Origin of the sequence: Bradyrhizobium sp. CCBAU 53415, assembly GCF_028128735.1 — a bacterium.
In the GTDB taxonomy this organism is placed as follows: Bacteria; Pseudomonadota; Alphaproteobacteria; order Rhizobiales; family Xanthobacteraceae; genus Bradyrhizobium.
This window is the reverse complement of record NZ_LBJF01000023.1, coordinates 409,665-424,529: the sequence shown is the minus strand read 5'-3', so window position 1 is coordinate 424,529 and position 14,865 is coordinate 409,665. Positions and strand designations below refer to the sequence as shown.

General features: G+C 65.7%; 11 protein-coding genes. 8 read left to right on the top strand and 3 right to left on the bottom strand.

Features of this window, described 5'->3' with window-relative positions:
• Positions 1 to 44 precede the first annotated feature (44 nt).
• From XH87_RS17860 to XH87_RS17845, 4 genes are all read left to right on the top strand, one after another.
• Positions 45 to 614 carry a glutathione peroxidase gene (locus XH87_RS17860; protein WP_271588279.1) on the top strand — a complete coding sequence of 190 codons (570 nt, stop codon included), beginning with the start codon at positions 45 to 47 and terminating at the stop codon, positions 612 to 614.
• 166 nt (positions 615 to 780) lie between these two features.
• Positions 781 to 1,806: a polysaccharide deacetylase family protein gene (locus XH87_RS17855; protein WP_271588278.1), complete on the top strand. Its 1,026-nt coding sequence runs from the start codon at positions 781 to 783 to the stop codon at positions 1,804 to 1,806.
• Positions 1,807 to 1,813: 7 nt separating this feature from the next.
• Positions 1,814 to 2,365 (top strand): dihydrofolate reductase, encoded by a 552-nt coding sequence (locus XH87_RS17850; RefSeq protein WP_271588277.1) that lies wholly within the window; start codon positions 1,814 to 1,816, stop codon positions 2,363 to 2,365.
• Between the two features lie 447 nt (positions 2,366 to 2,812).
• Positions 2,813 to 3,928, top strand: coding sequence for a helix-turn-helix domain-containing protein (locus XH87_RS17845; protein WP_271588276.1), 1,116 nt, complete (start codon positions 2,813 to 2,815; stop codon positions 3,926 to 3,928).
• A gap of 3 nt (positions 3,929 to 3,931) precedes the next feature.
• Here the strand turns inward: XH87_RS17845 and XH87_RS17840 are convergent, their stop codons facing one another.
• Positions 3,932 to 4,384 carry a DoxX family protein gene (locus XH87_RS17840; protein WP_271588275.1) on the bottom strand — a complete coding sequence of 151 codons (453 nt, stop codon included), beginning with the start codon at positions 4,382 to 4,384 and terminating at the stop codon, positions 3,932 to 3,934.
• A gap of 325 nt (positions 4,385 to 4,709) precedes the next feature.
• A complete protein-coding gene (locus XH87_RS17835; protein ID WP_035702087.1) occupies positions 4,710 to 7,019 on the bottom strand; it encodes an NADP-dependent malic enzyme in 2,310 nt (769 codons plus the stop codon).
• Positions 7,020 to 7,267: 248 nt separating this feature from the next.
• On the opposite strand from XH87_RS17835, the gene XH87_RS17830 reads away from it, so the two are divergent.
• Positions 7,268 to 9,238, top strand: a complete 1,971-nt coding sequence (locus XH87_RS17830) for a hypothetical protein (protein WP_271588274.1) — start codon at positions 7,268 to 7,270, stop codon at positions 9,236 to 9,238.
• 170 nt (positions 9,239 to 9,408) lie between these two features.
• Here XH87_RS17830 and aspS read toward each other — a convergent pair whose 3' ends face one another.
• On the bottom strand, positions 9,409 to 11,181 hold the full coding sequence (aspS, locus tag XH87_RS17825) for an aspartate--tRNA ligase (protein WP_271588273.1): 1,773 nt from the start codon (positions 11,179 to 11,181) through the stop codon (positions 9,409 to 9,411).
• 197 nt (positions 11,182 to 11,378) lie between these two features.
• Between aspS and XH87_RS17820 the strand changes: the two genes are divergently transcribed.
• The 3 genes from XH87_RS17820 (at position 11,379) to XH87_RS17810 (ending at position 14,862) form a co-directional block, all read left to right on the top strand.
• Positions 11,379 to 12,851 (top strand): protein adenylyltransferase SelO, encoded by a 1,473-nt coding sequence (locus XH87_RS17820; protein ID WP_271588272.1) that lies wholly within the window; start codon positions 11,379 to 11,381, stop codon positions 12,849 to 12,851.
• A gap of 207 nt (positions 12,852 to 13,058) precedes the next feature.
• Entirely contained in the window at positions 13,059 to 13,907 is an 849-nt protein-coding gene (locus XH87_RS17815) for a phosphodiesterase (RefSeq protein WP_271588271.1), read from the top strand.
• A 1-nt stretch (position 13,908) separates the two neighbouring features.
• On the top strand, positions 13,909 to 14,862 hold the full coding sequence (locus XH87_RS17810; protein WP_271588270.1) for a carbohydrate ABC transporter permease: 954 nt from the start codon (positions 13,909 to 13,911) through the stop codon (positions 14,860 to 14,862).
• Positions 14,863 to 14,865: the final 3 nt, after the last annotated feature.

Sequence of the window (14,865 nt, the reverse complement as noted above, 5' to 3'; positions counted from 1 at the left end):
CGCGCCGGCGGAGTAAGATACGACCCGGATCATTTCGGGGCGACGTGATGGACCGCAGGACCATGCTCGTTGCGACGCTCGCCGGCGCGCTCGCGCCGGTAACCGGTGCTGTCGCCGATGGTGGCATGAGCCGGATCTCGGCCTACGCCTTCTCCTTCGCTGCCTTGTCAGGTGACGACATCCGCCTCGCCGCGTTCACCGGCAAGCCGCTGCTGGTGGTGAACACCGCCTCACTCTGTGGCTACACGCCGCAATATGCAGGCCTGCAAGAGCTCTGGAACGAGTTTCGCGAGCGCGGGCTCACAGTGATCGGCGTGCCCTCCAACAATTTCGGGGGCCAGGAACCCGGCGGCGTCAGCGAGATCACGGAAACCGCGCACCACCAATATGGTGTTACCTTCCCGGTGACGGCCAAGGCCGTGGTGGTCGGCGCAAAGGCGCATCCGTTCTACAAATGGGCCGCCGAGGCGCGACCGAAGGAAGTTCCGCGCTGGAACTTCCACAAATACCTGATCGGCCGCGACGGCTATGTCGCCGACGTCTTTCCTTCTGCGGTCGAACCGGCCGACACACGGATCAAAACGGCCATTGCCAGGGCGCTGGCCGACACTTGACGCAAGGCGCGCGCCATCCGGCTGGGCACAATCGGGGAGCGGCGTCAAACAGCCGTTGCAATGGCGATGCCGCACCATCTAGGCTAGGATCGTTCGGCGCAGGACGGTTTTTGCCGCAGGCGAAAAGCCGCGGGGGAACAACGGGATCAATCTCGAGGACAACACCATGCGTGTGGCGGCAGGACTGATTTTGGCAGGGGCAATGTCGGTGGCGATGACCAGCGCTGCATGGTCGCAGGCACCGGCCGCGAAGCCGGCAGCCGCGGCGCAAGCCGCACCGGCGGCGACGCCAGTCGCGTCGGCGCCCGCGACGGCTCCGGCCGCCGCTCCCGCTCCGGGCGCCGCGCCGGCGGGGTTCGTAAATCCGCCTCCGCCCAAGCAGCCGCCGCAGCCGGCGCGCGCGGCTTGCAACACGCCTGGCGCGCTCGGTGTCGCCCGCACCGTCGAGATCGACACCACGGGCGGTCCCGGCTTCGGCTTCGAGCATTTCAAGGAGCTCGACTTCCTGCGCGACCACGAGGTGGTGCTGACCTTCGACGACGGCCCCTGGCCGCGCAACACGCCCGCGGTGCTGAAGGCGCTCGCCGACGAATGCACCACCGGCATCTTCTTCTCCATCGGCAAGCACGCGACCTATGAGCCGGAGATCCTGAAGCAGGTCTACGCCGCCGGCCATACCGTCGGCGCCCACACCTGGTCGCACGCCAACCTCAACAACAAGAAGCTTAGCGAGGCGCAGCGCAAGGACGAGATCGAGAAGGGCTTCAGCGCCGTGAGATGGGCGCTCGGCGGCATCTCGCCCTCGCCGTTCTTCCGCTTCCCGGCGCTCCAGCATCCGCCGGAGATGGTCACCTATCTCGGCAACCGCAATGTCGCGATCTTCTCCTGCGATATCGACTCGTTCGACTTCAAGGCCTCCAAGCCCGAGAAGGTGATCGAGACTGTGATGAAGAAGCTCGAGACCAAGGGCAAGGGCATCATCCTGATGCACGACTTCCAGAAGCACACTGCGGAGGCCTTGCCTGAGCTGCTAAAGCGGCTGAAGGCCGGCGGCTACAAGGTGGTGGCGATGCGCGCCAAGTTCCCGGCATCGACGCTGCCGGAATACGACCAGGAGCTGCTCAAGGACATCAAGCTGCCGACGGTGAGCCAGCGCCCGGTCAATTCCGTGGTGACGACCGTTTCCGAATAGACGGCAATTGTCTTTCCGTATCGAAGGCTACGTCATCGTCTCGGCGGACGGTATGCTTGCCGACGCCGACCGCGTCATGCCCGACAACCTGAAGTTCGAAGGCGACAAGCTGTTCTTCGAGCAGGCGCTCGACCGCGCCGCGCTGATCGTGCATGGCCGGCACTCGCACGAGCAGCAGCCGAATTCGCCGAAGCGCAAGCGGCTGATCCTGACCCGCAAGATCAAGGACCTCACCGTCGATCCGGAGATGCCGAATGCGACGCTGTGGAATCCGGAGCACGCGAGCTTCGAGGCGGCCTGCGCCTTCGCGGACGTCGCCTCCGGCATGATTGCCGTCATCGGCGGTCCCGCGGTGTTCGACCTGTTCATGGAGCGCTACGACACGTTCTGGCTGTCGGAGGCTCCGCATGTACGGCTGCCCGGCGGTGAAGGCTGTTTTGTCGGCGTGCCCCAGCGGACGTCGCACGAGGTGCTGGCTTCGCACGGGATGAAACCGGGCACGCCGTACCTGCTCGACGCGGCGCACGAGGTGACCGTGACCCCATGGCGGCCGGGTTAGCCTGTCGGCATTGCCGATCTCGCTCGCACCGGGGGGCTCCGATTCAAAATTGGAAAAACAACCCCATGCAAAGTACCGGCAACAAGATACCATTGGGTATCCTGCAGTTCAGCAAGCCAAAATTGGTCCCGCCGCCGGCCAGCGCAAAGCCGGCTAGCATATTTGCCGAAACCCGATAATCGGCCCCGACGGCGGTCGTGGCGCTATAGCCAACGTCTGTCGCGCTGCGTCAATACGAGCCGGCCATTCCGAAACACCGCATCAACAGACTGAGACAAAAGCGCAAGAATGGACGGTTTGGGATCGAGGCTGCGGCCCGCGGGCGGGAGGATTCGTACACGAACGAACCATTTCCCTTCGCCGGATATCAGCCTACAGCCAGGTATGATTGGCCCGGCTCCGCCCTTCACGCTCCTTAACGACGATCAAGACGCGACCACGATCACCATGACCGACGACGGTACGACGACAGCTCCGACAAACGCCTCCGGACTGACTGACGATGCAGTACTGATCTCGTCCATGCTACCGGCATTCGGCTTCACCGCCGATCAGATGGAGGCCAATGCGAACGTCGCCGCCTGGCGGGAGGCTGTCGCCACGCTGTTCGACGTCGACGAGCTCGCCGCCGGCGAACCGGGCCCGTTTCGCGCCGACATCAGCTCTTACGCCATGGGGCCGGTGCTGATCGGGCTGAGCCGCGCCGGCGGCCAGCGTTTCCGCCGCACACCTGAAACGATCGCGCGCAGCGGCGTCGACCACATCATCCTCCAGCTCTATCTGAGGGGTGGCTATGACGGCGTCGCGGGCACCCGGCCCATGCGGGTGCGCGCGGGCGACATCTGCCTGTTCGACCTCGCCCAGACCCTGGAGACCAAGGCGACGGCTTTCGAGAATGTCACGCTGGTCGTGCCGCGCCCGATGTTCGGCACCCATCTGTTGCGGGTCGACGATTTGCACGGGCTGGTCCTGTCGGGCAGCAGCGTGATCGCAAGGCTCCTGGCAGGACATCTCACCGCGCTGTTCGAATTTGCACCGCGCATGACGCTCGACGAATGCCAATCGGTGGCCGAGGGCACGGTTTCGCTGCTGGCCGCCTGCCTGCGCAACGAGCTCGAGCGTGGCGACGCTGATGCCGACCATGCCGTCGCCGCGAGCCCGCCCTTGATGCGGATCCGCCAATATATCGAGGCCGGCCTTGCCAGCGGGGATCTGTCGGCCAATTCGATCGCGGCCCATTTCGGCCTGTCCCGGGCCTCACTGTACCGGCTGTTCGCACCCGTCGGCGGCATCGCCGACTACATCCGCAGCCGGCGGCTGCATCGCGCCTTTTTCGATCTCGCCAATTCGGGCGCGCGTGGTCCGCGGATCAGCGAGGTCGCGCGGCGCTGGCAGCTCGGCACCGACGCGCATTTCACGCGCTCGTTCAAGGCAGCCTATGGCATCACGCCCCGCGCCGCGCGCGAGGCCGCATTGCTCGGCCTGCAGCGCGGCACCGATGCAACGAGCAGCGCGACGATTTCCCGCTGGATGCGCGAGATTGCGCCGCCGAGAGCGGATTGACCGCTACACGTCGCCGTAGGCCGCTTCGGCCGGACGCGTGGTGCGGCCGTAGCCGATGATCATGCAGAGCGCACCGATGATCGACAGGTTCTTGAGCGCGTCGACCAGCATCTTGGCGTTCTCAGGAGCCGCCATGTTCCAGAAGTCGTAGAACAGGACGGTCGCGACGGCAACGTAGACGATCAGCAGCATCGCGAAGAAACGCGCGCCGAAATTCAGCGCGATCATCAGCCCTGCGATGACCTCGAGCCCGCCGACCGCGATCGCCAAGAGCTGCGGCGTGGTCATGGCCGTCGCCGTCTCGACCTGCCTGGCGTAAGGCGCGATGACGTCGGGCACCACGACCCTGGTAGCGATGAAGTCGGCGGTCGCCTGGATGGCAAAGAGCTTGGTCGCGCCCGTGTAGATGAACAGCACGGCGAACAGGATTCGCCCGAAAGTCACGAACGCAGGCATGATCGGCCTCTTGGCAAGCTCAAAGCGTGGGACGCGTCGGCGGATTATGAAGAGTCGTGCGCCGGTTTACAAACGTGGAAATGGAGAACCGCGAGGAATTCAAAGTTGGCGGCGCAGCGGTGACGTGGCGCTCCCTAGCGGAATCGAACCGACCGCGCAAAGTTCGGCTACCGCTCTATCGGCGTCATGGCCGGGCTTGTCCTGGCTTGTCCCGGCCATCCACGACCTGCTCCACGGCGCGAAGATCGTAGATGCCCGGGACAAGCCCGGGCATGACGAGTTCGCGGAGCGCGCTGTCCCAAAATGCCTGGAAAACGGGAAGCAGCTACGTGAACAACGTCGGCTGCTGCCGCGAGGCGCGCTCCTGCGCTTCCACGACTGCAACAGCCGTCATGTTCAGGATGCCGCGCGCCGTCACCGACGGCGTCAGGATATGCGCGGGGCGCGCCGGGCCGACCAGGATCGGCCCGACGGGCAGCGCGTCCGCCAGCGACTTGATCATCTGATAGGCGACGTTGGCGGTGTCCAGCGTCGGCATGATCAGGATGTTGGCCTCGCCCTCCAGCTTGGAGTGCGGCAGCACCATTTTTCGCGCAGCGGCGGAGAGTGCGGTGTCGCCCTGCATTTCGCCGTCGGCCTCGATCTCCGGATGCTTGTCCTTCAACAGCTGGGTCGCCAGCCGCATCTTGCGCGAGGAGTCGGTGTCGTAGCTGCCGAAATCCGAATGCGAGACGAAGGCGATCTTCGGCTTGATGTTGAAGCGCTGCACGTGGACCGCGGCGAGCGAGGCGATCTCGGCAAGCTCCTCCGCGCTCGGGTTGGGCCGAACCTGCGTGTCGGCGATGAAGAAAGCACCCTTGCTGGTGATCAGCAGCGCAAGCGCCGCGTAGTCGCTGATCCCAGGCGAGAAGCCGACGATCTCGCGGACATGACGCAGATGGCTCATGTAGCGGCCCTCGACGCCGCAAAGCATGGCATCCGCCTCTCCGCGCGTCACTGCGAGCGCGGCGATCACCGTGTTGTTGGTGCGCACCACCGTGCGGGCCGCATCCGGCGTGACGCCGCGGCGGCCGGCGACCTCGACATAGGATTGCACATAGGAGCGGTAGCGCGGATCGTCCTCGGGATTGACCAGGTCGAAGTCCTTGCCGGCGCGGATCGAGAGGCCGAACCGCTTGATGCGCGCCTCCACGACCGAAGGACGGCCGACCAGGATCGGCCGCGCCAGGTTCTCCTCCAGCACCACCTGCGTGGCGCGCAGCACGCGCTCGTCCTCGCCTTCGGCATAGATCACGCGCACCGGCTGGGTCTTGGCCTTGGCGAACATCGGCTTCATGACGAGGCCGGAGCGGAAGGCGAAGCGCTCGAGCAGCGCGGTGTATTCGTCGAAATTGGTGATGGGTCGCGTTGCGACGCCTGATTCCATCGCCGCTTTCGCCACGGCCGGCGCGATGCGCAGGATCAACCTGGGATCAAAGGGGCTCGGGATCAGCGAGCCCGGACCGAAGCCTTGCGTCTCGCCGGTGTCGAAGCCCTGCGCGACGGCGTCCGACGGCGCCTCGCGCGCGAGCTGCGCGATGGCCTCGACGGCGGCGTGCTTCATCTCCTCGTTGATCGCGGTGGCGCCGACGTCGAGCGCGCCGCGGAAGATGAAGGGAAAGCACAGGACGTTGTTGACCTGGTTCGGGAAGTCGGAGCGGCCGGTGCAGATCATGGCGTCGGGGCGCGCCTTGCGCGCCTCTTCCGGCATGATCTCCGGCACGGGATTGGCGAGCGCCATGATCAGCGGCTGGTCGCCCATGGCCTTGGCCATCTCGGGCTTGAGCACGCCGGGTGCCGAGAGGCCGATGAAGATGTCGGCGCCGCCGATGACGTCGGCGAGCGTGCGCTTGTCGGTCTTCTGCGCATAGACCGCCTTCCAGCGGTCCATCGAGGTGTTGCGCCCCTCGTGCACGAGCCCGTCGATGTCGCAGACCCAGATGTTCTTGCGCTGCGCGCCCATCGAGACGAGCAGGTTCAGCGTTGCGAGCGCAGCGGCCCCTGCCCCCGAGGCCACGATCTTGACGTCGGACAGCTTCTTGCCGTTCAGCCTGAGGCCGTTGGTGATGGCGGCGGCGACGATGATGGCGGTGCCGTGCTGGTCGTCATGGAAGACCGGGATCTTCATGCGCTCCTTCAAGCGCGTCTCGATCTCGAAACATTCCGGTCCGCGGATGTCCTCCAGATTGATGCCGCCGAAGGTCGGCTCGAGCGCCGCAACCGTCTCGACCACGCGGTCGATGGTATCGGCGGCGATCTCGATGTCGAACACGTCGATGCCGGCGAACTTCTTGAACAGAACCGCCTTGCCTTCCATCACCGGCTTGGAGGCCAGCGGGCCGATATTGCCGAGGCCGAGCACCGCGGTGCCGTTGGAGACCACCGCGACCAGATTGGCGCGGGTGGTGAGCGTGGCCGCCTCGGCCGGGTTCTTGGCGATCTCGGTGCAGGCCGCGGCAACGCCCGGAGAATAGGCCAGCGCGAGGTCGCGCTGATTGGCAAGCGGCTTGCTTGCCTGGATCTCGAGCTTTCCGGGGCGCGGCAGACGATGATAGGCCAGCGCCGCCTGGTGGAGATCATCAGAATAGGACGACATGCGCAGTCTTGCCTCGCGTTACCGGCATCAAAATGCATGCTCCGGAGCTGCCGCCCAAGCGGAACGGTATTTCCGGGTCATGAAAACGGGATGAAGCACGCCGGGTGCCCCGGTGGCAACATCCGATTGCTGCCCCATCAACAGGGCGCGCGGTCAAATATTTGAAAACCATAGCTTTCCCTGGACCGCGCCACGTTTCGCGAATATGGCAGGTTGCACGGTTCAGAACGAGCAACTGGGGCAAGGGCATGACGCGAATCCTGATCGGCCTGATCATGGCAGCCGCGCTCGGCGCGGGCGGATGGTTCGGCTTCGATCTCTACGTCCAGCACCGGGCGACCAGCGAGGTCGAGGCGGTCTTCGAGCAGATGCGTGCAGGCGGCGGCAAGGCGAGCCACGGCAAGATCGGGTTCGCGCTCGCGACCCGGACGCTGACGATCGAGGACGTCGTGATTGCGCCCGGAAAGGAGCCGCAGGCGCAAATCAGGATCGCGGGCATCAAGGGTACGGGCGTTCGCCAGATCGACGAGACTAGGTTTTCGGCTGACAGCATCGACATCACCGGGCTCGAGGTCGCGCTGGACCAGCTCGGCCCGACCAGGCTGAAGGTCGCGTACCAGATCCCGCAGCTGACGATGCGCGACTATGCCGGTCCCGTTCACGCCGGGAATGCGCCGACTGACGGCTCCGTGATCGACATGTACCGCTACGCACTCAATCAATATGCGAGCGTCACCGCATCGTCGCTCGCGGCCCCGACCCTGACGATAACCTTCGATTCCGGCGCGGCCGCCGGCGGCGGCGAGATCACCTATGCCGGGCTCGCGATCCAGAATCTGAAGCACGGCAAGATCGACGCGATGAAGGCGGACCGCGCCGCCATCTCGATCGACGTGAAGCAGCCGGGCAAGCCGGACAAGCTGACGGGCGAGCTCTCCAGCATCATCATCAACGATTTCGACGCGACCGCGATCCTCGCCGCGCTCGACCCGCAGACGACCAGCGACGACAGCTTCCGCCGCGTCTATCGGCAGGTCTCGACCGGTCCCTATGCGCTCAAATCGGCACAGGGAATGCGCGTCGATGTCGATGGCTTCACCATGCAAGACATCGCCGTGCAGCCGTCGAAATTCCGGCTGGCCGAGATGCTTGCCGCGCTGCCGCAGGATCAATCGACCCCACCGACGCCGGCGCAAGCGCGCGAGCTGCTGGAGAAGCTCGCCGGATTCTACGAGGGTCTTCGCATCGGCAAGGCCGAAATCGGCAAGATGTCGGTTGGCACGCCGCAAGGGACGGCCAGGATCAATGCCGTCAGATATCGCGAAGGCGAGCTCGCGGTCGAAGGCGTCGACACGCCGTCACCGCAGCAGGGACAGTTCAAGATGGAGCGCTTCGCGCTGAAGTCCTTCAGCGCGGCAAACCTGATGCGCTGGGCGGCGAGCCTTCGAACGCCCGGGCAACCGCCCTCGCCCGATCAGATGCTGGGCCTTTTCCGCGTGCTCGCAGGCGCCGAGGTCAAGGGCGTGATTGCGCCCCATAGGAACGCGCGACAGCCCATCACCGTCGACACGATCAGCCTGAACTGGGGCCAGCTGGTGGGATCGATCCCGAGCAAGGCCAGTCTGGTCGTGAAGATGGTCACGCCGACCGATCCCGCCAATCCGGCGCTGCAGCCGCTGATCGTGGCAGGCGTGGACAAGCTCGCGATCGACCTCGATCTCGGCGCGGCCTGGACGGAATCGTCGGGTGCATTCGCGCTCGCGCCGGCCACCATCGATCTCGGCAACCTCGCCAGGGCGCAGGCCCGCCTCGCGCTCGCCAACGTGCCGCGCGGCCTGTTCACGACCGATCCGGTGCAGGCGATGAGCCAGGCCGGGCAGATCGAGACCGGCCCGATCGAGCTCTCCTTGCGCGACAGCGGCGTGGTCGATCTCGTCGTGGCTCAGTTCGCGCGCATGCAGAATGTCAGCCGCGACACCGCGCGCAGCGCCATCGTCGAGATGATCCGGGCGCAGGGCGAGAAGATCGCGGCATCCAATGCCGGCGCCAAGGTGGCGGTGGATGCGCTCGCCGGCTTCGTCGCCACGTCAGGCCAGACACTGACCATCAAGCTGACGCCGCTCGGCAAGGTGCCGCTGATGCAATTGATGCAGCTTTCACAAAGCGACCCGGAGAGCGCGCTGGCGCAGTTCAGGATCGAGGCCTCGACGGGGCTGTAGTTTGATCTCGTGTCCCGGACGCGGCGCAGCGCGAAGCGGTGCGACGCAGAGCCGGGACCCAGAACGTTTGCGGTTCGCCGAAAGCTGAAAAGCTGGGCCCCGGCTCTGCAGCGCATCACTCGCGTGCTGCGCTGCGTCCGGGGCACGAGACCGAAGTCCCGTTGAGCCCCTCACTTCTGCGGCAGGTTCACCCGGACATGCAGCTCGCGGAGCTGCTTCGTCGTTGCTTCCGACGGGGCGCCCATCAACAGGTCCATGGCCTGCTGGTTCATCGGGAACAGCGAGATCTCGCGCAAATTGGTGGTGCCGCAGAGCAGCATCACGATGCGGTCGACGCCCGCGGCCATGCCGCCATGCGGCGGCGCACCGTACTGGAAGGCGCGGTACATGCCGCCGAAGCGGTCGACCACTTCCTGCTCGCCGTAACCTGCGATCTCGAACGCCTTCACCATGGCTTCCGGCACGTGGTTGCGGATGCCGCCCGAGGCGATCTCGTAGCCGTTGCAGGTGATGTCGTACTGGAACGCCTTGATGGTCAGCGGGTCCTGCGACTTCAGCGCGTCGAGACCACCCTGCGGCATCGAGAACGGGTTGTGCGAGAAGTCGACCTTCTTGTCGTCCTCGTTGTACTCGTACATCGGGAAATCGACGATCCAGGCGAGCTCGAACCGCTCCTTGTCGGTGAGGTTCAATTCCTCGCCGACCTTGTTGCGGGCAAGGCCAGAGAACTTCCAGAACTTGTCGGGATCGCCGGCGACGAAGAAGGCGGCATCGCCTTCCTTGGTGCCGATCTGCGCGCGGATCGCAGCGGTGCGCTCGGGCCCGATGTTGTTCGCAAGGGGACCTGCGCCCTCGCCGCCCTCGCGCCACATGATGTAGCCGAGGCCGGGCTGGCCTTCGCCCTGCGCCCACGAATTCATGCGGTCACAGAACGCGCGACTGCCGCCGCCCGGCGCCGGGATCGCCCACACCTGGTTCTTGGGGTCCTCGAGCATGCGTGCGAACACCTTGAAGCCAGAGCCGCGGAAGTGCTCGGAGACGTCCTGCATCTCGATGGGGTTGCGCAGGTCCGGCTTGTCGCTGCCGTATTTGCGCAGCGCCTCGGCGAACGGAATGCGGCGCCAGTTCTTGCTCACCGGCTTGCCCTTGGCGAACTCTTCAAAAACGCCCGTGATCACCGGCTCCATCGCCGCGAACACGTCTTCCTGAGTGACAAAGCTCATCTCGACGTCGAGCTGGTAGAACTCGCCCGGCAGACGGTCGGCGCGCGGGTCCTCGTCGCGGAAGCAGGGCGCGATCTGGAAGTAGCGGTCGAAGCCCGACATCATCAAGAGCTGCTTGTACTGCTGCGGCGCCTGCGGCAGCGCGTAGAACTTGCCGGGGTGGATGCGCGAGGGCACCAGGAAGTCGCGCGCGCCTTCCGGCGAGGACGCGGTCAGGATCGGCGTGTTGAACTCGAAGAAGCCCTGCCCCTCCATGCGCCGACGCATCGACTTGATGATCTCGACGCGCGTCATGATGTTCTGGTGCAGCTTCTCGCGGCGCAGGTCGAGGAAGCGGTACTTGAGGCGGATGTCTTCGGGGTATTCCTGGTCGCCGAACACCGGCAGCGGCAGGTCGCCGGCCGGGCCAAGCACCTCGATCTCGCTGACATAGACCTCGACCTTGCCGGTCGGCAGGTCGTCATTGTCGGTGCCTTCGGGGCGGCGGCGGACCTTGCCGTCCATCTTGACCACGAATTCCGAGCGAAGCTTCTCGGCCAGCGAGAACGCCGGCGAGTCCGGGTCGACCACGCACTGGGTCAGGCCGTAATGGTCGCGCAGGTCGATGAACAGCACGCCGCCATGGTCGCGAACGCGATGGACCCAGCCCGAGAGGCGGATGGTCTCGCCGATGTTGCTCTCGCGGAGCGCGCCGCATGTATGTGACCGGTAGCGATGCATGGTCGTCCCAAAATCAATGTCGAAAGGAAGCGAATCGGACGGCCTGAAACGACCGGTCCGAAGTTGCGGCAGGGTTTACCCGACGAGGCCGGAGGCGGCAACCAAGGGAACGGCCCGATTTGGGCAGGAGGCGCCCATTTTGGCTCATTTGGGCTCCGAGCCTTTGCCATCAGGCGTTCCAGCCCTATCTTGGGGCCATGACGGTCCATTTCCCCTTCCAGAACTCCTATTCGGCGCTGCCGGACAGCTTTTTCGCCCGCGTCGCGCCGACCCCTGTCGCCGCCCCCCGGCTGATCAAGCTGAACCGGCCGCTGGCGGTTCAGCTCGGGCTCGATCCTGATCTTTTGGAGACCCCGGAAGGGGCCGAGATCCTGGCTGGGAAAACGGTTCCCGCCGGGGCCGATCCGATCGCCATGGCCTATGCCGGCCACCAGTTCGGACAGTTCGTGCCCCAACTCGGTGACGGCCGCGCCATCCTGCTCGGCGAGGTCATCGACAGGGACGGTGTCCGCCGCGACATCCAGCTCAAGGGAAGCGGCCCGACCCCGTTCTCCCGCCGCGGCGATGGCCGCGCCGCGCTCGGGCCGGTGCTGCGCGAATACATCGTCAGCGAAGCGATGTATGCGCTCGGCATCCCGACCACCCGCTCGCTCGCCGCCGTCGTCACCGGCGAGCACGTCATCCGCGAGACCGCGCTGCCCGGTGCGGTGCTGACTCGCGTCGCCTCGAGCCATATCCGCGTCGGCACCTTCCAGTTCTTCGCCGTGCGCCGCGATACCGATGCGATCCGCCGGCTCGCCGATCACGTCATCGCCCGTCACTATCCGCATCTGCTTCATGCGGAGCGGCCCTATCACGACCTGCTCGCGGCGGTCGTCGCCCGCCAGGCCGAGCTCATCGCGCGCTGGCTGCTGGTCGGCTTCATCCACGGCGTGATGAACACCGACAACTCATCGATCTCGGGCGAGACCATCGATTACGGCCCGTGCGCCTTCATGGACGCCTACAATCCCGCGCAGGTGTTCTCCTCGATCGACGAGATGGGCCGCTACGCCTACGCCAACCAACCGCGCATCGGCTTGTGGAATCTGACGCGCCTCGCCGAATGCCTGCTGCCGCTGTTCTCGGACGATCAGGAGAAGGCAGTCACTGAGGCCCAGGACATTCTCGGCGCGTTCTCGGATCAGTTCAGCGCCGCCTATCAGGCCGGCCTGCGCAGGAAGGTCGGCCTTTTCACCGAGCGCGACGGCGACGAGGCGTTGATCCAGGACCTGCTGGATGCCATGGCGAAGAACCAGGCCGACTTCACCCTCACCTTCCGCAAGCTCGGTGACGCCGCGGGCGATGAAGGCGCGGACGTGCGCGCGCAGTTCATGGAGCCCGCGGCCTTCGACGAATGGGCCGGCCGCTGGCGCGCGCGTCTTGCGCTGGAGCCGGAGACCGCAGCCGAGCGGCAGGCCGCGATGCACGCGGTGAACCCGCTGTTCATCCCGCGCAACCATCGCGTCGAAGCCGTGATCCAGGCAGCGGTGAATGACGACGACTTCGCGCCGTTCGAGGAATTGGTGAAGGTGCTGGAAAAGCCGTATCAGGATCAGCCGGACTACGCCGCCTACGCCGATCCGCCGCTGCCGGATCAGATGGTGCTGCAGACGTTCTGCGGGACGTGAGGCGAGTTCGACCGCGCGCCACGACCTCTAATTGACGCACGTCATGGGTTGCGCCTTCCGCGGTCCATCCCTGTCCCGCGGGCCTTGTGGACAGATCCCGCCCGCGGGAACCGTTGTCATCAAACTGAAACACACCCGCTCTAACCGCCTGTCAGGGCCCGTCTTGCCGGAGGCGCCCATCCTCCAACACGTCCTGACAAGCGCGCCATGCCCTTCAAGTTCATCCACATCACCGACACGCATCTCGCCAATCCCGGGCTGACACTGTACGGCCTCGATCCGCGCGCCCGGCTGGATGCGGCGATTGCCGACATCAACAAGCACCAGTCCGACGCCGCGTTTGCAGTGGTGACCGGCGACCTCACCCATTGGGGCGAGGCCGAATCCTACGTCAACTTCGCCGAGGCCATGGCCGCGCTGAAGATTCCCTACATCGCCATGGTCGGCAATCACGACCGCCGCGTCACCTGCCTCGACGCGCTGAAGGCCGCGCCGCGGGATTCAAACGGCTTCGTGCAGGGCACGCGGACCACCGAGCACGGCCTGTTCGTCTTCCTGGACACGCTGGACGAGACCAGCCATGCCGGCGAGATGTGCGCCAGGCGCTTCGACTGGCTGGCAAGCACGCTCGCGGCCGCGCCCGCCGACCAGCCCTTCGTCGTCTTCATGCATCATCCGCCCTTCCCGGTCGGCGTGCACGCGATGGACGAGATCGGGCTGAAGCAGAGCGCGGAGTTCGCTGAGGTGATCGCGCCCTACCGTTCGCGCATCCGCCACCTCTTCTTCGGACATGTGCACCGGCCGATCTTCGGCAGCTACGGCAAGATCCCGTTCTCGACGCTGCGCGGCACCAACCACCAGGTCTGGTTCGAGCTCGACGCCAGCGCGCCGCACCTCGCAAGCCACGAGCCGCCGGCCTATGGCGTGGTGCTGATCGACGACGAGAACCTCGTCGTGCACAGCCACGACTTCCTCGATGAAAGTCTGCGCTTCCCGTTCGCCCCGCCCGCAGGAACGGACGGCCGCGACTATGCGCTCAATTTCCCGGCGCGGTGAGATGAGCCTCGCCGAACCCGCGACGCTCCCGGTCGCGACGACCTCGGCGGCGCCGCGCCTGGACCTCCTGACGCGCCTCGCCGCCCGCTTCAAAGCCTCGCTGCCGGCCTATCTGCTGCTGCTGCCTTCGCTGGTCTTCCTCGCGCTGTTCACCTATGGCGCGATGGGCCGCGTGCTCGTCGATGCGCTCTATCAGCGCGCCACACCGAAGGCGCCGGTGCGTTTCGTCGGCCTCGACAACATCACCGCGGTGCTGGCCGACCCGGCCTTCACCGGCGCCGTCGTCAACAACCTGATCTACGCCGTCGGCACGGCGGTGCCGAGCATCGCCCTTGCGCTGTTGTTCGCGCTGGCGCTGTCGCGCACCCATGCCGTGAACAGCGCGCTGCGCGCCGCGCTGTTCCTGCCGGTGCTGATCCCGATGGTCGCGGCATCAGCGCTGTTCCTGTTCATCTTCCTGCCCAATGTCGGTCTGCTCGATTACTACATCGGCCGCCTGCTGCCGGTGCTGCCGAACTGGCTCGGCGACCCCGACATCGCGCTATGGGCGATCATGGTGATCACGGTCTGGAAGAACGCCGGCTACTACATGCTGTTCTTCCTCGCCGGCCTGCAATCCGTGCCCGACGACGTGATGGAAGCGGCCCATCTCGACGGCGCTGGTCCCTGGCAGCGCTTCCGCCATATCATCCTGCCGGAGCTCAAGCCCACCTTCCTGTTCGTCATCGTGATCGCCACGCTGAACGCGGTGACGCAAGTCGACCACGTCTTCGTCATGACCAAGGGCGGGCCGTCGAATTCGACCAGCCTCGTGCTGTTCTACATCTACGAGCAGGCGGTCGAGCATTACGACATCGGCAAGGCCTCGGCGGCGACGCTGCTGACGCTCGCCGCGCTGATGGGCCTCACCGCGCTGTCGTTCCGCACCATTGCCAATCGCGAGGGCGGGCCATGAAAC